Source organism: Micromonospora olivasterospora, from assembly GCF_007830265.1.
In the GTDB taxonomy this organism is placed as follows: Bacteria; Actinomycetota; Actinomycetes; order Mycobacteriales; family Micromonosporaceae; genus Micromonospora; species Micromonospora olivasterospora.
In genome coordinates this window covers 4,416,528-4,440,866 of sequence record NZ_VLKE01000001.1, presented here as the reverse complement: position 1 = coordinate 4,440,866, position 24,339 = coordinate 4,416,528, and the positions used below count along the sequence as shown (strand labels likewise).

Sequence of the window (24,339 nt, the reverse complement as noted above, 5' to 3'; positions counted from 1 at the left end):
AGGAAGGGCCTCTTGTCAGCGGGGGCCCTTCCTCACATCCCGACCAGGCCGGCCTCGTGGGCGAGGATGGCGGCCTGCACCCGGTTGCGCACCTCCAGCCGGGTGAAGATGCTGGTCAGGTAGCTCTTCACGGTGCCCTCGACGAGGTGCAGGCGGCGGGCGATCTCGCCGTTGGACAGGCCTGCCCCGACCAGGGCGAGCACCTCCCGCTCGCGCTCGGTCAGCCCGGCGGTGCGCTCCCGCGCCGCCGGGCGCCGGGCCAGCCGGGCGCCGTTCAGCTCGATCACCCGCCGGGCGATCCGCGGCGACAGGTACGCCCCGCCGTCGGCGACCGCCCGTACGCCGGCGATCAACTCCCGGGGGTCGCCCGCCTTGAGCAGGAAGCCGCTCGCGCCGTGGCCGAGCGCCCGGGCCACGTGGTCGTCCTCGCCGAACGTGGTGAGCATGACCGTCGCCGTCTCCGGCACGAGCCTGCGGATCTCGGCCGCCGCGGCGAGCCCGTCCAGCCGGGGCATCCGGATGTCCAGCAGCGCCACGTCCGGCCGGTGCGCCCGGACCAGCTCGACGGCCGCCGCGCCGTCCCCGGCCTCGCCGACCACCTCGATCCCGGGATCGGAGCCGAGGATCGCCCGGACCCCGGCCCGGATCATCGCCTCGTCGTCGGCCAGCACCACGCGCACCGGCCGGGCGCCGGGCGCCGTCGGGTCGTGGCCGTCGACCGCTCCCCCACCGGCGCCGCCGCGCGGCACGTCGTCCCCCTCGTACGTCATCCGGCTACCCGCTCCTTGCTGACCAGTCGCCCGTCCGCGAAGCAGAGCCGCCAGGTCGCCTGCGCGAACGGGAAGTTGCCGTCGGTGTAGTACTCACAGCCGGGGCTGTCCCCCGTCGTCGGCGGGTCCGCCTGGCGGCGCGGCAGCCCGGTCAGTTCCTGCCGGGCGGCGCCGAGCGGCAGCCGCTCGAACGTCGGGGCGTCGAGCACCGCCCCGGCCGTGGCGAACGGGTAGTAGACCAGGGTCAGCACCAGCCCCAGGATCGCCGGGGCGCCGAGGGCCGCGGCGAGGCTGCGCCGGACCCGACGCCGGGCCTCCCGCAGCCGCCGTTCCGCCTCCGCGGGGCGGGCGGACGGCCCGTCCGCCCAGTCCGGGTCGAGCCCGGACGGGTCCACCGCCTGCGTCAACCGTACAGACTTCCCCGCAAGCACGAACCGCTCGGCGTACGACCCGGGCCGGCCGGGCACGTCGGGCCGGGTGCCGTCGAGCCCGTCGGCGAAGGCTCTGGAGGGTGGCGTGTCGGAAGGGGCGACGGGTGGCGCGTCGGGAGCCGCCCCCGGGGCCAACGCGTCCGGGTCGGCCGTCGAGGGCAGGGGGAGGCGGGCGCCGACCGCGAAGCCGCCGCCGTCGCGGGGCCCGGCGCGCAGCGTACCGCCGGCCAGGCGGACCCGTTCGGCCAGCGCGAGCAGGCCGGAGCCGGTCGACGGCGGACCCGGCAGCGGGCCCGCCGGCGGCGCGGCGTTGACCACGCCGACCTCAACCCGGTCCCCGGCGCGGGCGACGGTCACGGTGACCGGCGCGCCCGGGGCGTACCGGGCCGCGTTGGTGAGCGCCTCGCGGACCATCCCGTGCGCCGCGCGCCCCACCATGGCGGGCAGGCCGCCGGGGTCGCCGTCGAGCCGTACGGCCATCCCGGCCTCCCGGGCGCGGCCCACCAGCTCCGCGACGCTCTCGCCGGCCGGGCGTGTGGACACCGTCCCGCCCTCCTCCCGGAGCACCCCGATGATCTCGTGCAGCCGCTCGGTGGCCCCGGCGACGCTGGCCCGCAGCTCGCCGGCCGCCGCCCGGTGCCGGGCGGGCAGGTCGCCGGCCAGCTCCAGCGCGGCGGCGCGCAGCGCGATCAGGCTCAGCTCGTGGCCGAGGGAGTCGTGCATCTCCTGGGCGATCCGGGCCCGCTCCCGCAGCCGGATCCGCTCCGCCGCGCCGCGCCGCTCCCGCTCGACCGCCTCGGCGTGCCGTGACCCGGCGACGACCAACTCCTCCTGCTGCCGCCGGTACCGGCCCACCAGCCAGGGGAACACCCCGGCGAAGAGCAGCACCGAGGCGAGCAGGAACCAGGTGGCCGCGCCGGCGCCGAGCAGCCCGACGTTCAGCGCGGTGCCGCCCGCGGCGATCAGCCCGAAGACGACGGCGGTCGGGGCCGCGCCGGAGCTGCGCCGCCCGGTCAGGTAGCTGAACACCGGGATCGCGAAGACGAAGTTGCCGTCGACCAGCGAGCCCAGCACCACCAGCACCAGCGCCGGCAGCGGCCGGCGGTGGCTCAGCCACACCGCCACGGCCAGCAGCGCCAGGGCGCCGGCGCCGAGCGGCAGGGCGTACCGGCCGTACGGGGGCGTGAGCCGGGGAAACCCGATCGGGGCGGCCACCACCGCCCAGAGCAGCCCGTCGCGGAGCAGCCCGCCCCGCCCGTCGCCGTACCGTCGCACCCACCGCACGCCGGCCAGGCTACCGACGCCCGCCGGGGCGGGGCACCGACGAAAGTCAGGTGGTCAGCCCGCGTCCTCGGCCCAGGCCCGCCAGTCGTCGAGCACCCCGTACAGGGTGGGGGTGAGCCAGCCCGGCGCGGACCGCCGGAACACCCCCGGGTCCATCGACCCGGCGCCCGCCGGCAGCGCGCCGAGCAGGTTGGGCACCAGGTCGGTCAGGTTGGCCCAGTGCACCAGCTCGGGCTCGGCCGGCCACGCGCCGATCACCACGCCGGCCGGGACCGCGCGCCGTTCGAGGGCCTCCAGGGTCAGGGCGGTGTGGTTGAGCGTGCCGAGCCCGGCCCGGGCCACGACCACGGCCCGCGCGTCCAGCGCCACCGCCAGGTCCGCCACCGTCCAGGGCTCGCCCGAGGGGCGCAACCCCATCGGTACGAGCAGTCCGCCCGCTCCCTCGATCAGCACCAGGTCGTGCTTGTCGATCTCCTCGCGGATCGCGTCGACGGCGGTGTACAGCTCCAGCGGCTCCAGCTGCGCCACCCGGGCCGCGGCCAGCGGGGCGAGCGGATCGGGGTAGCTGGCCAGCGTCCGGCCGGTGAGCGGCGCGGCCAGCCGGGTCACCGTGTCGACGTCGCCGGGGTCGCCGGTGGCCGTACCGGTCTGGCCGGGCTTGACCACCGCGACCCGCAGCCCGGCGGCCTGCGCGGCGGCCGTCACGGCCGCGGTCGCCACCGTCTTGCCGATCTCGGTGTCGGTGCCGGTGACCAGCACCGGTCCGGTCCACGCCGCGCTCACCACGCCACCTCCCGCCGTTCCCGCGGGGCCCGCCCGCGCCCCGCGCCGCCGTGCCGCGCCCCACTCACGGGGCGGCACGATACGCCGCCCGCGACGGCGCGGTGCAGTTGCCTCACGGCGCGCACTCCACGATCACGTCCAGCGCCCGCTCGAAGTCCGCCCGGGAGACCGCCGCGCTGAGGGTCAGCCGCAGCCGGGACCGGCTGTCCGGCGTCGACGGCGGACGGAAGCAGCCCACGGTCACCCCCCGGTCGGCGCAGTCGGCCGCCCAGGCGGTCGCCGCCTCGGGACCGGGGGCCGTCACCGACACCACGGCGGCGTCCGGCGCGGAGACGGTCAGCCCGGCGGCCCGCAGCCGGCGCACCGCGAGGGCGGCGCGTTCGGTCAGCTCGGCGCGCAGGTCGTCGCCCGCGCGGGCCAGGTCGACGGCGGCCCGCACCCCGGCGGCCACCGCCGGCGGCAGGGCGGTGTCGAAAATGAACGTGCGGCCCGTCTCTACGAGGTGCCGGACGAACTCGGCCGGCCCGGCGACCACGCCGCCCGCGCCGCCCAGCGCCTTGGAGAGGGTGGCGGTGACCACCACGTCCGGCTCGCCGGCCAGCCCGGCGGCGGCCACCCCGCCGGCCCCGGCCGGGCCGGTCACGCCGAGCGCGTGCGCGTCGTCGACCAGCAGCAGCGCGCCGTGCCGGCGGGCCACCGCGTGCAGCTCCGCCAGCGGGGCGAGGTCGCCGTCGACGGAGAAGACGGACTCGGTGACCACCACGGCCGGGCGGCCGGGGACGGCGGCCAGCGCGTCGGCCACCGCGGCCACGTCGGCGTGCGGGGTGACCACGGTCTGGGCGCCGGAGATCCGGCAGCCGTCGATCAGGGAGGCGTGGTTGTGCGCGTCGGAGACGAGCAGCGTACGGGGCTGGACCAGCGCCCGGACCGCGCCGAGATTGGCCAGGTAGCCGGAGGAGAAGACCAGGGCGCCGTCGGCGCCGAGCCAGTCGGCGAGGGCCACCTCCAGCCCGTGGTGGGCGTCGGTGGACCCGCGGACCAGCCGGGAGCCGGTCGCCCCCAGTCCGTACGCCGACAGGGCCCGCGCGGCCGCGGCGGTGACCTCGGGGTGGGTGGCCAGGCCGAGGTAGTCGTTGCCGGCCAGGTCGACCATCGCGTCGCCGGCCGCCCGGGGTCGCAGCCGGCGGGTCAGCCCGGCCTTCGCCCGCAGCTCGGCGCGGCGGTGCAGCGCCGCCAGCCAGTCCGCCACCGCCCCTACCTCCTTGTCGGCCCCGCCTCCGCGGGACGGATCCCTCCTCGTCGGCCCCGCCTCCGCGGGACGGATCCCTCCTCGTCGGCCCCGCCTCCGCGGGACAGGATCCCTCGGTCGACCTGATCCGCGGGGCGAAGCTACCACCCGCCCGCCGGGTCCCGACGGGATCCGCCCCGGCCGTCGCCGCCACCGCCGGCCGCGATCACGCTGGTCAACGGCCCGTTTCCCGTCGCCGGAGGGGCTTGTAGGGTACGTGCCATGCCAGAGATCCTCGACCAGGCCCGCACCCAGGTACTGGAGAACGGCGTCGGCCTCGACGAGGCGGGTGTCCTCGCCGTGCTGAACCTGCCCGACGAGCACCTGCCCGCCGCCCTCCAGCTCGCCCACGAGGTACGGATGCGCTGGTGCGGCCCCGAGGTCGAGGTCGAGGGCATCGTCTCGCTGAAGACCGGCGGCTGCCCGGAGGACTGCCACTTCTGCTCCCAGTCCGGCCTGTTCGCGTCGCCGGTGCGCTCGGTCTGGCTGGACATCCCCTCCCTGGTGGAGGCGGCGAAGCAGACGGCGGCGACCGGGGCGACGGAGTTCTGCATCGTGGCGGCCGTACGCGGCCCGGACGCCCGGCTGATGAGGCAGCTGCGCGAGGGCGTCGCCGCCATCCGGGCGGAGGTGGACATCCAGGTCGCCGCCTCGCTGGGCATGCTCACCCAGGAGCAGGTCGACGAGCTGGTCGACATGGGCGTACACCGGTACAACCACAACCTGGAGACCTGCCGCTCCTACTTCCCCCACGTCGTCACCACCCACTCGTGGGAGGAGCGCTGGGAGACGCTGCGGATGGTCCGCGAGTCCGGCATGGAGGTCTGCTGCGGCGGCATCCTCGGCCTGGGCGAGACCGTGGAGCAGCGGGCCGAGTTCGCCGCGCAGCTCGCCGAGCTGGACCCGCACGAGGTGCCGCTGAACTTTCTCAACCCCCGCCCCGGCACCCCGCTCGGCGACCGCCCGATCGTCGAGGGCAGGGACGCGCTGCGGGCCATCGCCGCGTTCCGGTTGGCGATGCCTCGCACCATTCTCCGGTACGCGGGCGGCCGGGAGATCACCCTCGGCGACCTGGGCACCCGGGACGGCCTGCTCGGCGGCATCAACGCCGTCATCGTCGGCAACTACCTCACCACCCTCGGGCGGCCGGCGACGGCGGACCTGGCGCTGCTGGAGGACCTGAAGATGCCGGTGAAGGCGCTCTCGGCGACCCTGTGAGCGCTCCGCGAGCCGGTGGGCTCTTCCGTGACCCTGTGGAGGACGACGGCCCTGTGGAGGACGACGGCCCTGTGGAGGACGACGGCCCTGTGGAGGACGACGGCCCTGTGGAGGACGACGGCCCTGTGGAGGACGACGGCCCTGTGGAGGACCGAGCTTGTCGAGCCCACCGCGCCGGGCGGGGCACGGGGCGACGGTGTGGACGTCCCCGTTCCGGGGCCGTGGTGCGACCGCTGCGGCGTCGACGCCGCAGCCGGCCCACACGCGGCATGCGCGGCGGCCCGGGCCCTGGAGCCCCCGCGGTACTGCACCCACTGCCGGCGTCGGATGAAGGTGCAGGTGCTGCCGGTGGGCTGGTCGGCGGTCTGCGTCGAGCACGGCGAGGTCCGGGGCTGACTCAGCCGTCCCAGATCAGGTGCCCGTCGGGCAGGCGGCGGGCACCCTCGGCGGGCCGGTGCGCACCGAGCCGGCCGTCCGGCATGAGGTGCCGCACCGGCACCCCGCGACCGAGTGCCGCGACGTCGGCGATCAGCCGGCGGTGGCAGCGCCACCAGACGCTCTCGCTGCACATCACCGCAGCGGTTCGTCGCGCCGCGTCGGCCAGCACCACGTCCAGCGCCTCGTCGAACTCGGCCGTCCGGGTGTACGCGGCGTACGCCCGGAACGCCGCGACCGTCCACCAGGTGTCGGGCTCCGGATCCCCGGCACGGAGGCGCCGGCGGCCGCCGAGCCGAGGCTCCCAGCGGTAGTCGATGCCGCGCTCCGGCAGCCAGCGTTCCAACTCCGCGCGCCGCACGTCCGGGTTGGTCCGGCTGGCCGGGTACCGCCGCACGTCCACCACCAGCGCGACGCCGGCGCCGGCCAACAGCTCCCCCAGCCGCTCCCGGTCGGCCGTCCCGTGCCCCACGGTCAGCAACACCCACCCAGCTTGCCCCGATTCTTGGACACTTACCGTTCGGCGCGAACGGCAAGTGTCCAAGATCGGTCGGGACGCCGCCGGGGTGGCGGTCGGCGGGTCGGGGGCGGGGGCGGGGCGGGGCGGGGTCGGGTGGCGGGGTCGGGTGGCGGGGGCGGGGTCGGGGGCGGGGTCGGGTGGCGGGGCGGGTGGTGTGCGGAGCGGGGGTCGGGGAATGTGGTGCCGGCGGTTTCCGTCGACGAGGCGGACGCACCCTCCGCCGCGCCCTGCTCGCCGCCGGCTGGCGCCCGGAACAGTTGGACCCTGGACAGTTCCGGTCACGGCGACGCAACAGCAACTGTCCAAGAACGCCGGGGGTGCGCGGGCGTCAACGGGGGTAGAAACGTTACGCGGACACCCCGTCGAGTGGCCGACATCTCCCCTACGGCGATGGGATTTGCCACCCCAGCATCCCAGCTCAGACCACCCTCCAGGGTTCAAAAGGGACGCGTCGCATGCGATCATGACTCGTCCCCTCGGTCCCTTTCCCCGGAGGACTTTTCATGCCACAACTTCGGCGCGTGGCGCGCGCGACCCTGACCGCGACCGCCGCCACGGCCTGCCTAGCCCTCGCCGCCCCGGCCTGGGCCAGCGCGCCGCTCAACCAGCTCGCCCCCGGCAACGGCCACAACCCCAAGGGCGACAACGGCACCGTGAAGATCGACGGTCCGTCGTACACGGACTCGGTCGACAACGAGCCCCACGTCACCTGCGAGTTCGAGCTGGAGTTCTTCAACTTCGACGCGGACCAGCGGGCCGGCATCACGTACCCCGGCGCAGCGCCCCGCCAGGGGAGGGGCCAGCCGCACCACACGGTCGGTGTGGCTACACTCACCAGCCAGCCGCCGAGCAAGCCGAAGAAGGTCGTCTGGTCCGTTCGGAACAGGGTCATCAGCACCGACCCGGCCAGTGGCGCCGAGAACGACCACGACGAGGTCATCCGGCTCTCGGCCCGGGACCTCGACCTGGCCGGCGTCGAGGCGCACGACAAGCAGGGCTACCACCTCAAGCTCGACGTGGACCTGGTCGGCGGCGGGTCCTCGGGCACCAAGTCCAAGGTCTTCTGGCTCAAGCCCTGCGCGGACTCCACCGAGCCCGAGTCGCCCGCCCCGAACCCCGGCATCCCGGGTGCGCCGTCCGCCGACCCGTCCCAGCCGGCCTCGGGCGGCGAAACGGCGCCGTCGCCCGCGTCGGGCACGGGTGCCGACAGCGAGAACGGCGGCAGCGGGGGCGGCCTGCCAGTGACCGGCGTGGCCGCACCGGCATGGCGCTGACCGGCATGGCGCTGACCGGCATGGCGCTGACCGGCTTGGCGCTGATCGGCGGCGGCGCCACCCTGGTGCTGCTGCGGCGCCGTCGGGACAGGGTCACCTTCACCAGCTGAACCGACGACGCCTCCGAACCGGCCGCCGGGCCACCCCTCCGGCGGCCGGTTCCCCGTTGCCGGGCACGGCGCAGGGGGAGCGCCGGATGCTCCGACGCGGATCACATGATCGGCGCAAGCCGATATAGCGCCCACGACTTAGCTGGTCAACGTCGACTGGAGCCACCCGGCGGGCGCGCGAGGGGGCGGCCAGGAGGCGGCCTCGCGTCCTGACATACGAACGTACTGTTGCCGCCCGTCGCGGCAGCGCGGGACAGTACGCCCACACCAGCGGTGCCATCGACGCCGCCGCTCCCCGGTCGATCCTGAGGAGATCCGCGATGGCACTACGACTCGCCGACGGCACCGCCTGGGCCGACACCCTCGCCCGCGCCGTGGCCGCCGCGCCCGAGGCATTCGGCCCCGAGGCCGACGGCGTGGCCACCCTGCGCAACCTCGTCGAGGGCGACTGGCGCAGCGTCGGCTCGCCCAGCCCGGTACGCACGCCGGTCGACAACACCCTGCTGGTCAACCTGCCCCGGCTGGACGCCGAGACCGCCCACGCGGCCGTCGCGTACGCCGCGGCGGCGCACCGCGAGTGGGCCCGGACCCCGCTGGCCGACCGGAAGGCCCGGGTCGTCGACGCCCTCGACGCCCTCACCGCGCACCGCGACCTGCTCGCCCTGCTGCTGGTCTGGGAGATCGGCAAGCCGTGGCGGCTGGCCTGCGCCGACGTGGACCGGGCCCTCGACGGCGTCCGCTGGTACGTCGGGGAGATCGACCGGATGCTCGCCGACGGCCGGGAGCCGCTGCCCGGGCCGGTCAGCAACATCGCGAGCTGGAACTACCCGATGAGCGTCCTGGTGCACGCCGAGCTGGTGCAGCTGCTCGCCGGCAACGCGGTCATCGCGAAGACCCCCTCCCAGGGCGGGGCGGTCTGCCTCACCGTCGCGCACGCGCTGATGCGCCGCGCCGGGCTGCCCGCGACCCTGGTCTCCGGCGGCGGCGAGGAGCTTTCCGAGGTCCTGGTCCGGGCCCCGGAGATCGGCGCGGTGGCGTTCGTCGGCGGGCGGTCCAACGGCGGAAAGGTGGCCGCCGCGCTGCTCGACACCGACAAGCGGCACTTCATCGAGCAGGAGGGCCTCAACGCCTGGGGCATCTGGAACTTCTCCCAGTGGGACCTGCTCGCCGGGCACCTGAAGAAGGGCTTCGAGTACGGCAAGCAGCGCTGCACCGCGTACCCGCGGTTCGTGGTGCAGCGGGACCTCGTCGACGAGTTCCTCGACATGTACCTGCCGGTGGTCCGCTCGGTCCGCCTCGGCCACCCGCTTGCGGTGGACGAGACCTGGCAGGCCGGCGACCCGCTGCCCGAGCTGGACTTCGGCCCGCTGATCAGCGCGGCCAAGGCCGACGAGCTGCGCCGCAAGGTCGAGGAGGCGGTACGCGGCGGCGCCATCCCGCTGCACCGGGGCAAGCTGGCCGGGGCGCCGTTCCTCGACGGGCAGGACACCTCGGCGTACGTGGCCCCGTCGGTGCTGCTCGCCCCGCCCGGCCGGTCCCGGCTCATGCACGCCGAGCCGTTCGGCCCGGTCGACACCATCGTCGTGGTGGACACCACCGACGAGCTGCTGGCCCAGATGAACGCCTCCAACGGCGCGCTGGTCGCCTCGCTGGCCTGCGACGACGAGGAGCTGGCCGGCAAGCTCGCGGTCGACCTCCAGGCGTTCAAGGTGGGCATCAACAAGCCGCGCTCCCGGGGCGACCGGGAGGAGCCGTTCGGCGGCCGGGGCGCCTCCTGGAAGGGCGCCTTCGTCGGCGGTGACCTGCTGGTGCAGGCCGTCACGGTCGGCGGCGACGACCGCCTCTACGGCAACTTCCCCGACTACAACAGCTACCCGGCGGTGTAAGGAGGGCCCCTGCCCGGCGCCTTCGGCACGGCAGGGTCACCGGGACCGCCGGGGCGGGGCGCGGCCGCGGAGGCGACGGGGTCGGCGGCGCGGGCGGGGCGGCGGCCGGGGTGACGGGCACCGTCACCGTCACCACGGAGCCGTCCCGCTCCAGGGTCGCGGGGCGGTCGAGCCGGCGCAGCGTACGCAGCATCGGGCCGTTCTCCGCCTGGACGTGCAGCAGCACGGCCGCGACACCGGCCCGCTCGGCCTGGCCGAGCAGGCGGCGGAGCAGGGCGGTGCCGAGCCCGCGCCGCTGCCAGTCGTCCCGCACCAGCAGGGCCACCTCGGCCTCGTCCCCCTCGGCGACCAGGTTCGCCATCGCCACGACCCGCCCGGCCGGCCGCCCGGCCCGGCGGTCGTCGTGGCGAGCAGGGTCAGCCCTCGGCCGGCTCCAGCAGCCGGCGCAGCCGCGCCGGCGACGGCAGCGCCGCCCCGACGAAGTAGCGTCGCTGCCGGGTCCGCGCCGAGCAGCCCTCGTGCAGCTCGCGTACGCCCGCGAGGTCGTCGGCGGTGGCGGGTCGGACCAGCAGCTCGGCCCCGTCGGGCAGGACCAGGGTGACGTGGTCGGCGGCCCGGCGGGCCGCGGTCGCCGCGAGCTCGACGAGCGCCTGCGCGCGGGCGTACTCGGCGGGGGTGTAGCTCGGCGCGGCCCGGCGCAGCCGGTACGACCCCCCGGCCGGGTCCGGCAGCTGCATGGTGGTCCCGTCGATACCGCCGGCGACCCGGGTGGGCAGCCAGGCGACCTCGTCGGCGCCGAGCAGCGCCCGCAGCGCGCCGCCCGTGTCCTCCGGGTCCCGGACCAGCCGGGTGGCCAGGCCGAGCGCCCGGGTGGGCTGGTCGGCCAGACCGCGCGCCTCGCTGCGCGCCACCCAGCAGTCCCGCCCCCGGCCCCGCTCCACGGCGGCGACCAGTTCCGCCTCGTCCAGGGTGTCCGGCGCGTCGACCAGGAAATCGTCCACGGCGCCGGCCTCGGTGGTGTGCACCTGCACGGCGAGGATGTTGACCCCGCGCAACGCGAGGCTCGCCGTGAGCACCGACAGGTAACCCGGCCGGTCGTCCACGGTGGCCCGGATCCGCCACAGCGTCATCGGAATCGCGGCGTCGGCGCCCTCGCCGTCAGGCGAGGAGAAACGCCGCTCCCTCCCTTCGGGTGATCGTCTTACCTGGACGGGAGCTGGTGAGGCGTCGGTGGCGTGCTCATCCGCCGGCCACCACCGGCGGCGGCGGGCCGACCAGGTCCAGCCGGCCCCCGAGGATCACGGCGCAGGCCCGGACGAGCTGGGCGAGCCGGTCCACCTCCGTGGCGTGGAACGCGGCGGCGGTCAGCGGCTCGTCGTGCTCGCGGGCCACCACCAGCACCAGCCCGGCCCGGCCGAACGGCGCGACCGCGTAGTGGCGGCCGTCGGCGCCGGTCAGCGCGCGGGCGCGCAGCGGGGTGATCTCGGGCAGCCGGGGCGGTACGGGCGCCCGCCAGCTCGCGTGCGCCACGGTGGGGTCGGCGCCGCCGCCCGTCCGCGACGCCCAGTCCACCGGCACCACCGCCGCGACCGCCCAGTCGGCGCCGAGCAGCCCGGGGACCGCGTCGACGACGGTGGCCAGCCCGTCTGCCGGGTTGCCGGCGACCTGGGCCAGCAGTTCGGCGTCCTGGCCGGTGGCGGTCGGGGCGCCGATCGCCCGCCAGACCCCGTCGACCCGTACGCCGGGAATGGCGGCCAGGCCGGCCAGCAGCCGCTCCACCCGGTCGGCGCCCGGCCAGACGACCGTGAAGTCGTCGACCGCCCGCCCGCCGAGCCGCTCCAGGACGACCACCTGGACGATGTCGGCGCCCGCGACGCCCAGCGTGCGGGCCACCTGGCCGAGGGTGCCGGGGCGGTCCGGCAGGGTCACCCGAACTCTCAGCAACATGATCGTCCCTCCGCTCCGTGGGCCGGCGCTCATGGCGTCCGGCAGGCTGGGTCCAGGCTGCCGGTTGACCATTTCGCCCCTGTTGCCGCGGCATGTCCCGCCGGGAAAACCGGCCTTGACACCCCGGCGGGGGCGCCATCAACTATTCGGATGAGCGATCCGGCCGTCGAGGCGCACCGGCCGGCCGCGCCCGGCCCGGAGGAGGCGTCCCCACGGGGGCTGGACCTCGACCGGCTCGCCGCGTACCTGACCGGGCGCCGCCCGGAGCTGGCCGCCGCGCCGCTGCGGGCCCGGCTGATCGCCAGAGGCAAGTCGAACCTGACGTACCTGCTGCGCTCCGGCGATCACGAGGTGGTGCTGCGCCGCCCCCCGCTCGGGCACGTGCTGGCCACCGCGCACGACATGGCCCGGGAGCACCGGGTCATCTCGGCCCTGGCCCCCACCGCCGTGCCGGTGCCCGCGGCGCTGCTGTACTGCGCCGACCCCGACGTGATCGGCGCCCCGTTCTACCTCATGGAGCGGGTGACCGGCGAGGTGTTCCGCAGCCGGTCGCAGACCGACCCGCTGACCGCCGGGCAGTGCCGCGAGCTGGCCCTGGCCATGATGGACGCGCTCGCCGCCCTGCACGCGGTCGACCCCGCGTCGGTCGGGCTGGCCGACTTCGGCCGCCCCGACGGCTTCCTCGGCCGGCAGGTCCGCCGCTGGGCCGCGCAGCTCGACCAGTCCCGCAGCCGCCCGCTGCCGGGCATCGACGAGCTGCGCGACGCGCTCGCCGCCTCCGTGCCCGAGGGGACGAACGCGGGACGGATCGTGCACGGCGACTTCCGGCTCGACAACCTCCTGGCCACCGTCGACCCGGTGGCGGTGCGGGCGGTGCTCGACTGGGAGATGGCCACGCTGGGCGATCCGCTGGCCGATCTCGGGCTGCTGCTGACGTACTGGGACGTGCTCGGCGACAGTGACGCCGCCGCCGGCAACCCGGTCGCCGACGGGCTCGGCGCGCGCGCCGGCTTCCCCGCCGGGCCCGAGCTGATCGCCCGGTACGCCGGGCGCGCCGACGTCGACGTCGGGCCGCTGCACTGGCACGTCGCCCTGGGCTGCTTCAAGCTCGCGGTGATCTGCGAGGGCATCCACTACCGGCACACCCTCGGGCAGACGCTCGGCGGGGGGGGTTCGACCGGATCGGCGACCTGGTCGCGCCGCTGGTCGCGCACGGTCTGCGCGCAGTCAGGGAGAAGTGATGGACTTCCGGTACGACGCCCGCACGCAGGAGCTGCGGGAGAAGCTGTCCGCGTTCCTGGACGAGTGCGTGTACCCGGCCGAGCCGGTGCACGCCGAGCAGGTGGCCGCGGCCGGCGACCCGTGGGCCCGCCCGCCGGTGCTGGCGGAGCTGAAGGCCGAGGCGCGCCGGCGTGGCCTGTGGAACCTCTTCCTCCCCGACCCGCGCTACGGCGCCGGCCTGACCAACCTCCAGTACGCGCCGCTGGCCGAACTGACGGGCCGCAGCCCGCACCTGGCCCCGGAGGCGATCAACTGCGCCGCCCCGGACACCGGCAACATGGAGCTGCTGGCCGAGTTCGGCTCGGAGGCGCAGCGGGAGCGCTGGCTGAAGCCCCTGCTCGACGGCGAGATCCGCTCGGCGTTCTGCATGACCGAGCCCGAGGTGGCCTCCTCCGACGCCACCAACATCGCCACCCGCATCGTGCGCGACGGGGACTCGTACGTGATCAACGGGCGCAAGTGGTGGTCGTCCGGGGCGATGGACCCGCGCTGCGAGGTCTTCATCGTGATGGGCAAGACCGACCCCGGCGCGGACCGGCACCGGCACCGGCACCGGCACCGGCACCGGCAGCAGAGCATGATCCTGGTGCCCCGGGACACGCCGGGCGTGACCGTGCGCCGCGGCATGACCGTCTACGGCTACACCGACGCCCCGTACGGCGGGCACGCCGAGATCGACTTCACCGACGTACGGGTGCCGGCGGAGAACCTGGTCGGTGCGGAGGGCGCCGGGTTCGCCATCGCCCAGGCCCGGCTCGGACCGGGCGCATCCACCACTGCATGCGGCTGGTCGGCATGGCCGAGCGGGCCCTGGAGCTGCTGTGCCGGCGGGCGCTGGACCGGGTGGCGTTCGGCCGGCCGCTCGCCGAGCAGGGCGTGGTCCGGGAGTGGATCGCCGAGTCCCGGGTCCGCATCGAGCAGGCCCGGCTGATGGTGCTGAAGACCGCCTGGCTGATGGACACGGTGGGCAACAGGGGCGCGCACACCGTGTCCAGGCCATCAAGATCGCCACTCCCGGGATGGCGGAGTGGGTGATCGACAAGGCCGTCCAGGGGTACGGCGGCGCGGGCGTCAGCCAGGACACCCCGCTGGCCGCCCTCTGGGCGCAGGCCCGCACGCTGCGCCTCGCCGACGGCCCCGACGAGGTGCACCGCGCATCCCTCGCCCGCCGCGAACTGGCCCGCTGGCCCTGACCCCCCCCGCCCCTCCCCGACCCCACCCGCCCCTCCCCGCGACGGGCCGGATTCCACCCCGCCCCTCCCCGCGACGCCGGTCCCCCCCCCTCCCCGCGACGGGCCGGGTTCCGCGCCGATCTTGCACTTTCGGCCCACACTTCGCGGCTTTTGCCCCTCATGCCCGGGCACAAAGTGCAAGATCGCGGGGCGGGGCGGGGCGGGGCGGGCGGGCGGGCGGGGCGGGCGGGCGGGGCGGGGCGGGGCGGGGCGGGCGGGCGGGGCGGGCGGGCGGGGCGGGGCGGGCGGGGCGGGCGGGGCGGCGGGTCAGGTGGAGGCGCGGGGCACCAGGCGGGTGTCCAGCAGGACGCACGGAGCGGGCAGCTCGTCGCCGCGGATGCGGGCGACGAGCAGCTGGACCATCTGCCGGCCCATCTCCTCGATCGGCTGGAAGACGGTGGTCAGCGGCGGCTCGGCCTGCCGGGCCACCGGCGCGTCGTCGAAGCCGACCACCGCGACGTCCTCGGGCACCCGCCGGCCGGCCCCGCGCAGCGTACGCAGTGCGCCGAACGCCATCAGGTCGGAGGCGACGAAGACCGCGTCGAGGTCGGGACTGGTCTCCAGCAGGTGGCGCATGCAGGCCGCCCCGCTCTCCTCGCTGAAGTCGCCGTACGCGATCAGGTTCGGGTCGAGCCCCACCCCCGTGGCCTCGACGGCCTCCCGGTAGCCGGTCAACCGTGCCAGCCCGGGGCCCACGTCCTGGGTGCCGGCGATGGTGGCGACCCGCCGCCGGCCCCGGTCGAACAGGTACCGCGTCGCGTTCCGGGCGCCGCCGACGTTGTCCACGTCCACGAAGTACGCCGGCTGCGCGCCCGGCTGGAGCATCCGGGCCGGCCGGCCGCCGAGTACGGTCGGCAGCCCGCGCTCCTCCAGCAGGGCGGGCAGCGGGTCGGCGTCGTGCAGCGACAACAGCAGCACGCCGTCGACGTGCTGGCTGGTCAGGTGGTGCTCGACCCGCTCCCGCTGCACGGGGGACTGCGCCATGGCCAGCCAGAGCTGCATCGGCGTCTCCAGCAGCGCCGAGCTGATGCCCCGGACGACCGCGGCGAAGAACGGCTCCGCGAAGACCCGGTCCCCGGGCTCGGAGACGACCAGCGCCACCGAGTCGGTCCGCTGGGTGACCAGCGCCCGGGCCGCCCGGTTCGGCACGTACCCCAGCTCCGCGATGGCCCGCTGCACCGCGGCCCGGGCCTCGGGGCTCACCTGCGGCGACCCGTTGACCACCCGGGAGACCGTGCCGCGGCCGACCCCGGCGCGGGCGGCGACCGCGTCGAGGGTCGGACGCCCGAGCGACCGGGTGCGCTGCGTCGTCATCGTCTGCTCCTCCGACAGCGGGCGGCCCGGCACGCCCCGCCCGGGGTGGCCGCCGGGCCCGCCCGGCACGTGCTGACCTTCGGCTTATTGTGCGGCCAGACCGTTGCGTCGGATCACCTCGGCGTACCACCTGGCGCTGGACTTGGGAACCCGGGCCCGGCTGTCATGGTCGACGTAACACCGCCCGGTCGGATTATCCATCAACGTTCAGGCGAAGTAGCCCCGCAACTGCTGTCGGGCGTCCGCTCCGTCGGGCGGCTGCGGTCGGAGGCCCGCCGTGCGCCGACACCGCCCGGATGCGCCGCCCTGCGCCGTCCCTGCACGGGTACGCGGCGCTGCCCCGCGTCCGGAATTCGCTACTTCCCGACGCCGATGCGGGAGCGGTTCGCCGAGGCAGGTTCACGGAAAGAGTGCCCATTCGGCGCGTCAAGGCCACTGTTTCCGTGAATCTGTCCGGATCTTGGGGGTGCCCCCACGCCCCCCGGGGGTGTGGGGTGGGGTGTCCGGTTTTTGGGTGGGTGGGGCGTCTCTCGGGGCGGAATGGGCGGCGGGGCGGGGGCGTTGAACACCGGTGCACGACCGAGAAAGGCCACCCGCCCTCAGGGAGGCGGGGTGGCCGGGCCCGGAATGATGGTGGGCCGCCGGTCGTTGGACATGGTTCCCGGCACCGCGACGAGGCAGCCCCGCCCGCGCCGGGGCCCCCGCCCCGGCGAGGCACCCCGCCGCGACGAGGCACCCCCGGCCCGCGGTCGCACCGGACAGAGACTTTCCCCCTTCGAGCGCCTGGCGGTGCTTGCGCACGCCGTCCCCCTTGGTGTGCGCCGACCCCCGAATGGAGCTTTGATCATGAAGACGATGCTGCTGCGTAAGAGCGTTCTCGGTATTGCTGGTCTGGCGTTCGCCGGTGGGCTGGCCGCCGGTCCGCTGCACGCCACCGCCGCCCACGCCGCCCCGGCCGAGGCGAAGCCCGTCGCGGTGACCGTGCATGTGCAGGGCCAGCAGTCGCACATCGCCCTGAACGACGAGCAGACCGCGAACGCGAAGGCGATCATCGCGGCGACGAAGAAGGCCGGTCTGCCGGAGCGGGCGGCGGTGATCTCGATCGCCACCAGCCTGCAGGAGTCGAAGCTGGAGAACCTCCGCCATCTGGGTGACGCCAACGACCACGACTCGCTGGGCCTGTTCCAGCAGCGCCCGTCGTCGGGTTGGGGCACCCCGGAGCAGATCACCGACCCCGAGTACTCGACGACCGCGTTCCTGAAGGGCCTGCGGCAGGTCGACGGGTGGCAGGACATGCCGCTGACCCAGGCCGCGCAGACGGTGCAGGTGTCGGCCTACCCGGACGCGTACGCGCAGTGGGAGCAGCAGGCCGCCGACCTGGTCGCCCAGCACTGGAACAGCTGACAGAAGCACGATCCGCTGGCCGGGTCCCCGTACCGGGGACCCGGCCAGCGCGCGCTCTAGCAGAGGTGACGCAGGAGGGTGGCGGCACGGCCCGGGTCGAAGACCTCCGGGTCGTACCGGTCGCCCACCCAGTCGCGCATGGAGCGGTGCTCCGGGTGGGCCGGGTCGGCCAGCGCGGCCAGCAGCACCTGGTGCCCGGGCGGGCCGCCGATGCCCTCGGGCGGGCAGGAACGCTCCCCCGCCAGACAGGTCGGGTACCGGTCGTCCGGGTCCGCCGCGAAGACGTCCTCGACCACGAGGTCGTGCTCCCACCAGTCGCCGAAGTCGTAGACGTACTGGAACCGGCTGCCCTTGCCGAGCACCGCGTCGAGCCGGACGTCCAGCTCGTCGCGCAGGGCCAACTCCCCGTCGGGGTCGGGAGCGCCGTACTGCCTGCCGTCGATCTCGAACGAGTGCAGGTGGCAGTCCCGCCAGCCCATGGCGTGCTGCACCACGCGGTGCAGCCGGTCGAGCGTGTATCCGCCGGGGACGAGCACCCGCCGCCAGACCGGCGGGCGGACCCCGCTGAGGGACATCTTCACCTGGTAGATCTGACGCGGCATGTGCTGTCCCCTCCCTCCACGGCATAGGCTGCCGGAATGATCTGCCGAGCCTGCCGAGAACGGCGGCACGACGACTGTCCGGGCCGGAAGTGGTGCGACTGCCAGCACCGTACCCCCGAACCCACCCCTCCGGTCACCGGTCCGGCGGGCGAATGAGCGTCACGACGCCGATTTCCCGGCTCTGGCCGGCCCCGTCCGCCGCGCCCCTCGACGACACCGAGCTGGCGGCGCTGTACGGCCGCACGGATCGTCCCCGGCTGCGGGTCAACTTCGTGACCAGCGTCGACGGCGCGGTCGCCCTGGACGGCTACTCCGCCGGGCTGTCGGGCGAGCCCGACAAACGGGTGTTCGGCCTGCTACGGATGCTCTGCGACGGCCTCGTCGTGGCCGCCGGCACGCTGCGCCACGAGGGCTACCGGGCCGTACGGCTCAGCGAGCCGCGCCGCGCCTGGCGGCGCGCGCAGGGGCTGGCGGAGTACCCGATCCTGGTCGTGGTCTCCGGCTCCCTGGACCTGGACCCGGCCCAGGCCGCCTTCGCGGACGCGCCGGTGCGGCCGGTCGTGCTCACCTCCGCCGCCGCCGAGGCGCCGCCCGGCCTGACGGAGGTCGCCGAGCTGGTGCGCTGCGGCGCCGACCGGGTGGACCTGGCGGCCGGGCTCGCCGAGCTGCGCCGGCGCGGCCTCGGGCAACTGCTCTGCGAGGGCGGGCCGCACCTGTTCGGCGCGCTCACCGCCGCCGACCTGGTCGACGAGGTCTGCCTGACGGTGTCGCCGCTGCTCGCCGGCGCCGGGCCCGGCCGGATCACCGCCGGAGCCGCCAGCGCCCCCCGCCACCTGCCGCTGCGGCACGTCCTGGCCGCCGCCGACGGCACGCTCATGCTCCGGTACGCCCGCGACCGACCCGGCGACGCTGCGCATCCGGCCGCACACTGACCGACACGGCGGGACAGTCGGGCGGTGGCGTCCGCCGCGTCGCGTGGCAACCTGTCGCATCCCTCGGGCAGGATGCTCCTCGTGTTGTGCCCTCGAGACGACCGACTGACCGGAGTGCGCTGATGACCGACAGCGTGCCGATCGCCGACGACGGAATCGCCGACGACGGGTTCGACGGCCCGGGCGAGGGCGTGGGCCGGGTGCTCGGCACCGCCGACGCCACCCCCCTGCAGTTCTGGACGGCCGTCTCCCCCGGCAGCTACCTGCAACTCGACGACGTGGTGGTGACCCGGCGGGAGCTGCCCGACCGGGAGCCGGTGACGATCGCCGGCGTGGTGACCCAGGTGCGCGCCCGGCACGAGGGCGCCCAGTTCGACTCCGACGTGTTCGCCATCGCCGACGGCACGCTGCCCGCCCAGGTGCAGGAGGCGGCCGAGGTGACGACCACCCGGGTCGACCCCGAGTTCTACGTGCCGCCCACGCCCGGCGCGGTCGTACACCGGGCCGAGGGCGACGCCCGGGCCCGGGCGCTGCACTTCGACCGGATGGAGCGGCGCATCCCGATGGGGATGGGCCGCGACGGGGTGCCGGTCTACCTCAACGCCGACTTCCTCGACGGCACCCGCGGCGCCCACGTCTCCATCTCCGGCATCTCCGGCGTGGCCACCAAGACCAGCTTCGCCACGTTCCTGCTCTACTCCGTCTTCCGGTCGGGGGTGCTCGGCGGCGACGCGGTCAACGCCAAGGCGCTGATCTTCAACGTCAAGGGCGAGGACCTGCTCTTCCTCGACCATCCGAACGCCAGGCTGGACGACGCGACCCGGGCCGGTTACGCGAGGCTCGGGCTGGACGCGGGCGCCTTCCCCGACGTGCGGGTGTACGCGCCGCCCCGGGTCGGCGACTCCTCCGGCACGCCCGACGTGAGCAGCCGGCTCACCGGCGTGGACAGCTTCTACTGGACGCTGAGCGAGTTCTGCGCCGACCGGCTGCTGCCGTACGTGTTCGCCGACGCCGACGACGAGCGCCAGCAGTACACGATGGTGGTCCACTCGGTCGCCGCCCACCTGGCCCGGTACGCCCAGCCCGCCGACGGCGGGGTGAGCGTCGACGGGGTCCGGCTGGGGTCGTACGCCGACCTGGTGGACCACGTCGTCGCGCAGCTCAACGACGACGAGACCCGGGGCGACTGGGCCGGCAGCGCGGTCGGGCTGGGCACGGTCAACGCGTTCGCCCGGCGGCTGATCGGCAGCAAGAAGGACCTGGGCCGGCTCATCCGGGGCGACCTGGCCACCCGCCGCCCGCACAGCATCAACACCGCCGAGAGCGCCCAGGTCACCGTCGTCGACCTGCACAACCTGCCGGACCGCGCCCAGCGGTTCGTGGTCGGCGTGACGCTCAAGAGCGAGTTCGAGCGCAAGGAGAAGGCCGGCACCGCCAAGCCGCTGCTGTTCGTGGTGCTCGACGAGCTGAACAAGTACGCACCCCGCGAGGGCTCCTCGCCGATCAAGGAGGTGCTGCTCGACATCGCCGAGCGGGGCCGCTCGCTCGGGGTGATCCTGGTCGGCGCGCAGCAGACCGCGAGCGAGGTGGAGCGGCGGATCGTCACCAACTCGGCGATCCGGGTGGTCGGCCGGCTCGACCCGGCCGAGGCGTCCCGCCCCGAGTACGGCTTCCTGCCGCCGGCCCAGCGGCAGCGGGCGCTGCTGGCCAAGCCCGGCACGATGTTCGTCAACCAGCCCGACATCCCGGTGCCGCTCTGCCTGGAGTTCCCGTTCCCGGCCTGGGCGACCCGGGTCTCCGAGGCCGGCCGGGTGCCGTCGCAGACGCTGCGCTCGATCACCGGGGCGGCCGACCCGTTCGCCGTGGTCGGCTCGGCCGGCGGCGCGGACGACGACATCCCGTTCTGAGAGGGGGTGTATGAGGCGTGAAGATCCTGCACACCTCGGACTGGCACGTCGGCAAGGTACTCAAGGGGCAGTCCCGGGCCGACGAGCACAAGCAGGTCCTCGCCGGGGTGATCGACGTCGCCCGTGCCGAGCGGCCCGACCTGGTGATCGTCGCCGGGGACCTGTACGACACGGCCGCGCCCACCCCCGAGGCGACCCGGCTGGTCACCCGGGCGCTGACGGCACTGCGCCGCACCGGCGCCGACGTGGTGGCGATCGGCGGCAACCACGACAACGGTCAGGCGCTCGACGCGCTGCGGCCGTGGGCCGAGGCCGCCGGGATCACGCTGCGCGGCGGCGTACGCGACAACCCCGACGAGCACGTCGTCGACGGGACGACCGCGGGCGGCGAGCGGTGGCGGCTGGCGGCCCTGCCGTTCCTGTCCCAGCGGTACGCCGTCCGCGCGGTGGAGATGTACGAGCTGACCGCCGCCGAGGCCAACCAGACGTACGCCGACCACCTGGGCCGACTGCTCGGCCGGCTCACCGAGGGCTTCACCGAGCCGGACCGGGTGCACCTGGTCACCGCCCACCTCACCGTGGTGGGCGCGGCGACCGGCGGCGGCGAGCGGGACGCGCACACCGTCCTCGGGTACGCCGTCCCGGCGACCGTGTTCCCCGGCACCGCCCACTACGTGGCGCTCGGCCACCTGCACCGCTCGCAGCGGGTGAACGGCCCCTGCCCGATCCGGTACAGCGGCAGCCCGCTCGCGGTGGACTTCGGCGAGCAGGAGAACGTCCCGTCGGTGACCGTGGTGGAGGTGACCGCGACGACCGCGGCCCGCGTCCGCGAGGTGCCGGTGCCGGCGGCGGTGCCGCTGCGCACGGTGCGGGGCACCCTGGCCCAGCTCGCCGAGCTCGCCCCGCCCGACGGCTGGCTGCGGGTGTACGTCCGCGAGCAGCCCCGGGCCGGGCTGCGCGAGGAGGTGCAGGAGCTGCTCCCCCGGGCCCTGGAGATCCGGATCGATCCGGAGCTGGTGCCGGCCCCGGGCGGCGGGGCACGGGCGCAGCGGGCCGGCCGGTCGCCGCGTGAGCTGTTCGCCGACTACCTGGACAGCCGGGGGCACGCCGACGACGGCGTCCGGGAGCTGTTCGACGAGCTGCTCGAGGAGGTCGACGGCTGATGCGCCCGATGCGGCTCGACATGGCGGGGTTCACCGTCTTCCGCGACGAGACCACCGTCGACTTCACCGACGCGGACTTCTTCGCGCTGGTCGGCCCGACGGGCTCCGGCAAGTCCACGGTCCTGGACGCGATCTGCTTCGCCCTCTACGGCACGGTGCCCCGCTGGGGCGGCGCGCGGGGGCTGTCCAACGCGCTGGCCCCGTCCGCCGGCGAGGCGCGCGTCCGGCTGGTCTTCGAGTCGGCCGGCGCCCGGTACGTGGCGACGCGGGTGGTGCGCCGCGACAGCCGGGGCAACGTGAAGACGGCGAACGCCGGGCTGCAGCTCATGCCGGCCGGGTTCGACGTGACGAAGCTGGACACCGGGCTGAGCCCGGAGGACCTCGGCGAGGTGGTCGCCGGCACCCCGGCCGAGATGGAGCGCGCCGTCCTGGAGGCGGTGGGGCTGCCGTACGAGCAGTTCACCAGCTGCGTGGTGCTGCCGCAGGGGCAGTTCGCGGACTTCCTGCACGCCAAGCCGGCGACCCGGCAGCAGATCCTGGTGAACCTGCTCGGCCTCGGTGTCTACGAGGAGGTGCAGAAGCGCGCCACCGAGCGGGCCGGGCAGGCCGAGGCGAGGCTGGAGGCGGTCGACCGGATGCTCGGCGGGCTCGCCGATGTCGACGACGCGGCGCTGGCCGACGCGGAGACGGGGGTGGCCCGGGCGCGCGAGCTGGCGGAGGCGGTCGCGGCGGCCGTACCGGAGCGGGAGCTGGCGCGGGCGGCGGCGCGGGACGCGCGCGCGGCGCTGACGGCGCTGGACGCCGAGCTGGCCGTGCTGGGCGGCGTGCGCCCGCCGGACGGGGTGGCGGAGGTGGCCCGGGCCGTGGCGGCCGCGCGGGCCGGCGCGGACGCGGCGGCCACGGCGGTGGCGCTGGCCGAGGAGCGCGAGGAGAAGCTGCGCGGCGAGCTGGCGGGCGCGGGCGACGAGAGCGTGCTGCGGCTGCTGCTGAAGGCGTACGCGGACCGGGATCGGCTGGCCGGCGAGGCCGAGTCGGTGCGTGCGGCGCTGGGCGCGGCGGAGGGCGAGCACGGCGCGGCGGTGGCCGCGCTGGCCGAGGCCCGGTCGGCGGCGGAGCGGGCCGATGCCGCACTGGAGGCCGCGTTCCGCGCGCACGAGGAGGCGAAGGCCACCGACCAGGCGGTGGCGCTGCGGGCGCACCTGGTCGACGGCGCGGCCTGCCCGGTGTGCGAGCAGGTGGTGCCGCGGGTGCCGCCGGTGCCGGCCGGCTCGGCGGTGACGGAGGCCGTCGCCGCCGGGAAGGCGGCCCGGACGGCCAGCGACGCGGCCAAGCGCGTGGTGCAGGAGCGCGACGCGGCGGCGCGCGACCTGGAGCGGGTGCTGCTGCACGCGCGCGCCGAGCACGACCAGCTCGCGGCGCGGCTGGCCGAGCTGGACGGGCAGCTCGCCGGGGCCGCCGCCCCGGAGGCGCTGCGGCACGACCTGGCCGAGCACGCCCGGCTGCGGCGGGAGTTGGAGGAGGCGGCCGGCGCCGTCCGGGCGGGCCGGGACGCGGCCCGGCGGGCCCGGGGGCGCTGGACGCGGCCGAGGAGCGGCTGCGGGCCGCGTGGCGGGACTTCGACGCCATCCGGGACGGGCTGGCGCGGTTCGGTCCGCCGGCCGCCGACCGGGAGGATGTCGCCGCCGCGTGGTCCGCGCTGACCGGCTGGGCCGGCGGGGAGGCGCAGCGGCGGCGCGCGGAGCGGGCGGGGCTCGCCGCAACGGTCGCCGAGGCGGAGACGGCCGCGGCGGGCGTGGACAAGCGGATCGCCGGGATCTTCGCCAGCGCCGGGCTGCCGGTCGACGACGAGCCGGTGCGCGCGGCCGCGGTCGCGGTGGAGCGGGCGGAGGCGGCCCACCGCCGGCTGCTGGAGCGCCGCGAGCAGGCGGCGGAGCTGCGCGAGCAGCGGGCCGGGCACGAACGGGACGCGCGGGTGGCCCGGACCCTCGCGGGGCACCTGCGGGCCAACAACTTCGAGCGCTGGCTGCTGGCCGAGGCGCTGGACCTGCTCGTCGACGGCGCGTCCCGGATCCTGCGGGAGCTCTCCGGCGGCCAGTACGACCTGGTGCACGACAAGGGCGAGTTCTTCGTCGTCGACCACCACGACGCGGGCCTGCGGCGCGGGGTGCGCACCCTGTCGGGCGGGGAGACGTTCCAGGCGTCGCTCGCGCTGGCGCTGGCGCTGTCGGAGCAGCTCGCCGGCATGTCGACCACGGCGGCGAGCCTGGAGTCGATCGTCCTGGACGAGGGCTTCGGCACGCTCGACGCGGCCACCCTGGACACGGTGGCCGCCACGCTGGAGAGCCTCGCCGCCCGGGGCGACCGGATGGTCGGCGTGGTCACCCACGTGCCGGCCCTGGCCGAGCGCATCCCCGTGCGGTTCGAGGTGCGCAAGAACGCGCGTACGGCCCGCGTGGAACGGACGGGCTTGTGAGCGCGAGGAACGCCCGAGCGAAGCGAGGAAGTCCCGCAGTCGCGAACGAAAGGCGGGTCCTGTGAGCGCGAGGAACGCCCGAGCG

At 75.8% G+C, this 24,339-nt stretch carries 16 protein-coding genes and 5 pseudogenes; 11 read left to right on the top strand and 10 right to left on the bottom strand.

The window, feature by feature from the left end; all coding sequences use genetic code 11:
- Positions 1–32: 32 nt before the first annotated feature.
- The 4 genes from JD77_RS20495 to JD77_RS20480 all read right to left on the bottom strand — a co-directional run bounded on the left by JD77_RS20495 (position 33) and on the right by JD77_RS20480 (position 4,517).
- Positions 33–770: a response regulator transcription factor gene (locus JD77_RS20495; RefSeq protein ID WP_145775768.1), complete on the bottom strand. Its 738-nt coding sequence runs from the start codon at positions 768–770 to the stop codon at positions 33–35.
- On the bottom strand, positions 767–2,485 hold the full coding sequence (locus tag JD77_RS20490; RefSeq protein WP_246140780.1) for a sensor histidine kinase: 1,719 nt from the start codon (positions 2,483–2,485) through the stop codon (positions 767–769). The genes JD77_RS20495 and JD77_RS20490 overlap by 4 nt, the downstream gene beginning before the upstream one ends.
- A gap of 54 nt (positions 2,486–2,539) precedes the next feature.
- A complete protein-coding gene (gene bioD, locus JD77_RS20485) occupies positions 2,540–3,244 on the bottom strand; it encodes a dethiobiotin synthase (protein ID WP_145777691.1) in 705 nt (234 codons plus the stop codon).
- 136 nt (positions 3,245–3,380) lie between these two features.
- Positions 3,381–4,517, bottom strand: coding sequence for an 8-amino-7-oxononanoate synthase (locus JD77_RS20480; protein ID WP_145775767.1), 1,137 nt, complete (start codon positions 4,515–4,517; stop codon positions 3,381–3,383).
- Between the two features lie 261 nt (positions 4,518–4,778).
- On the opposite strand from JD77_RS20480, the gene bioB reads away from it, so the two are divergent.
- Together bioB and bsaP are read left to right on the top strand one after the other, a co-directional pair.
- A complete protein-coding gene (gene bioB / locus JD77_RS20475; RefSeq protein WP_145775766.1) occupies positions 4,779–5,774 on the top strand; it encodes a biotin synthase BioB in 996 nt (331 codons plus the stop codon).
- A 141-nt stretch (positions 5,775–5,915) separates the two neighbouring features.
- Positions 5,916–6,170, top strand: a complete 255-nt coding sequence (bsaP, locus tag JD77_RS20470; RefSeq protein WP_425463595.1) for a biotin synthase auxiliary protein BsaP — start codon at positions 5,916–5,918, stop codon at positions 6,168–6,170.
- Between the two features lies 1 nt (position 6,171).
- Here the strand turns inward: bsaP and JD77_RS20465 are convergent, their stop codons facing one another.
- Complete coding sequence (locus JD77_RS20465; protein ID WP_145775764.1) at positions 6,172–6,693, bottom strand: DUF488 domain-containing protein; 522 nt, start codon at positions 6,691–6,693, stop codon at positions 6,172–6,174.
- Positions 6,694–7,250: 557 nt separating this feature from the next.
- On the opposite strand from JD77_RS20465, the gene JD77_RS20455 reads away from it, so the two are divergent.
- Both JD77_RS20455 and JD77_RS20450 read left to right on the top strand, forming a co-directional pair.
- Entirely contained in the window at positions 7,251–8,003 is a 753-nt protein-coding gene (locus JD77_RS20455; protein ID WP_145775763.1) for a hypothetical protein, read from the top strand.
- Positions 8,004–8,433: 430 nt separating this feature from the next.
- Positions 8,434–9,999 carry an aldehyde dehydrogenase family protein gene (locus tag JD77_RS20450; RefSeq protein ID WP_145775762.1) on the top strand — a complete coding sequence of 522 codons (1,566 nt, stop codon included), beginning with the start codon at positions 8,434–8,436 and terminating at the stop codon, positions 9,997–9,999.
- A gap of 82 nt (positions 10,000–10,081) precedes the next feature.
- Here JD77_RS20450 and JD77_RS33840 read toward each other — a convergent pair.
- The 3 genes and pseudogenes from JD77_RS33840 to JD77_RS20440 all read right to left on the bottom strand — a co-directional run.
- Positions 10,082–10,595 (bottom strand): annotated as a pseudogene (locus JD77_RS33840) (N-acetyltransferase family protein); the annotation flags it as partial.
- 399 nt (positions 10,596–10,994) lie between these two features.
- Positions 10,995–11,129, bottom strand: a pseudogene (locus JD77_RS33835) (ACT domain-containing protein); the annotation flags it as partial.
- 109 nt (positions 11,130–11,238) lie between these two features.
- Complete coding sequence (locus JD77_RS20440) at positions 11,239–11,946, bottom strand: ACT domain-containing protein (protein WP_145775761.1); 708 nt, start codon at positions 11,944–11,946, stop codon at positions 11,239–11,241.
- Positions 11,947–12,096: 150 nt separating this feature from the next.
- On the opposite strand from JD77_RS20440, the pseudogene JD77_RS20435 reads away from it, so the two are divergent.
- Together JD77_RS20435 and JD77_RS20430 are read left to right on the top strand one after the other, a co-directional pair.
- Positions 12,097–13,187: pseudogene (locus JD77_RS20435) on the top strand (phosphotransferase family protein).
- Positions 13,187–14,420: pseudogene (locus tag JD77_RS20430) on the top strand (acyl-CoA dehydrogenase family protein). The pseudogenes JD77_RS20435 and JD77_RS20430 overlap by 1 nt, the downstream one beginning before the upstream one ends.
- A 306-nt stretch (positions 14,421–14,726) precedes the next feature.
- Here JD77_RS20430 and JD77_RS20420 read toward each other — a convergent pair.
- Positions 14,727–15,773: a LacI family DNA-binding transcriptional regulator gene (locus JD77_RS20420; protein ID WP_145775760.1), complete on the bottom strand. Its 1,047-nt coding sequence runs from the start codon at positions 15,771–15,773 to the stop codon at positions 14,727–14,729.
- Between the two features lie 846 nt (positions 15,774–16,619).
- On the opposite strand from JD77_RS20420, the gene JD77_RS20410 reads away from it, so the two are divergent.
- Positions 16,620–17,177 (top strand): hypothetical protein, encoded by a 558-nt coding sequence (locus JD77_RS20410; RefSeq protein ID WP_145775759.1) that lies wholly within the window; start codon positions 16,620–16,622, stop codon positions 17,175–17,177.
- A 56-nt stretch (positions 17,178–17,233) separates the two neighbouring features.
- Here JD77_RS20410 and JD77_RS20405 read toward each other — a convergent pair whose 3' ends face one another.
- Positions 17,234–17,779, bottom strand: a complete 546-nt coding sequence (locus tag JD77_RS20405) for a plasmid pRiA4b ORF-3 family protein (protein ID WP_145775758.1) — start codon at positions 17,777–17,779, stop codon at positions 17,234–17,236.
- A 152-nt stretch (positions 17,780–17,931) separates the two neighbouring features.
- Here JD77_RS20405 and JD77_RS20400 point away from each other — a divergent pair, with 152 nt between their 5' ends.
- From JD77_RS20400 to JD77_RS20385, 4 genes and pseudogenes are all read left to right on the top strand, one after another.
- Positions 17,932–18,711, top strand: a complete 780-nt coding sequence (locus tag JD77_RS20400) for a pyrimidine reductase family protein (protein ID WP_145775757.1) — start codon at positions 17,932–17,934, stop codon at positions 18,709–18,711.
- Between the two features lie 155 nt (positions 18,712–18,866).
- Positions 18,867–20,618 carry an ATP-binding protein gene (locus tag JD77_RS20395; protein WP_145777690.1) on the top strand — a complete coding sequence of 584 codons (1,752 nt, stop codon included), beginning with the start codon at positions 18,867–18,869 and terminating at the stop codon, positions 20,616–20,618.
- 17 nt (positions 20,619–20,635) lie between these two features.
- Entirely contained in the window at positions 20,636–21,781 is a 1,146-nt protein-coding gene (locus tag JD77_RS20390) for an exonuclease SbcCD subunit D (RefSeq protein ID WP_145775756.1), read from the top strand.
- Positions 21,781–24,254: pseudogene (locus tag JD77_RS20385) on the top strand (AAA family ATPase). The gene JD77_RS20390 and the pseudogene JD77_RS20385 overlap by 1 nt, the downstream one beginning before the upstream one ends.
- Positions 24,255–24,339 lie beyond the last annotated feature (85 nt).

Excerpts from the sequence above, each read along its gene's own strand:
- JD77_RS20495 (WP_145775768.1), bottom strand. The coding sequence starts at position 770 with ATGACGTACGAGGGGGACGACGTGCCGCGCGGCGGCGCCGGTGGGGGA.
- bioB (WP_145775766.1), top strand. The coding sequence starts at position 4,779 with ATGCCAGAGATCCTCGACCAGGCCCGCACCCAGGTACTGGAGAACGGC.
- JD77_RS20450 (WP_145775762.1), top strand. The coding sequence starts at position 8,434 with ATGGCACTACGACTCGCCGACGGCACCGCCTGGGCCGACACCCTCGCC.
- JD77_RS20440 (WP_145775761.1), bottom strand. The coding sequence starts at position 11,946 with ATGTTGCTGAGAGTTCGGGTGACCCTGCCGGACCGCCCCGGCACCCTC.
- JD77_RS20420 (WP_145775760.1), bottom strand. The coding sequence starts at position 15,773 with ATGACGACGCAGCGCACCCGGTCGCTCGGGCGTCCGACCCTCGACGCG.
- JD77_RS20410 (WP_145775759.1), top strand. The coding sequence starts at position 16,620 with ATGAAGACGATGCTGCTGCGTAAGAGCGTTCTCGGTATTGCTGGTCTG.
- JD77_RS20405 (WP_145775758.1), bottom strand. The coding sequence starts at position 17,779 with ATGCCGCGTCAGATCTACCAGGTGAAGATGTCCCTCAGCGGGGTCCGC.
- JD77_RS20400 (WP_145775757.1), top strand. The coding sequence starts at position 17,932 with ATGAGCGTCACGACGCCGATTTCCCGGCTCTGGCCGGCCCCGTCCGCC.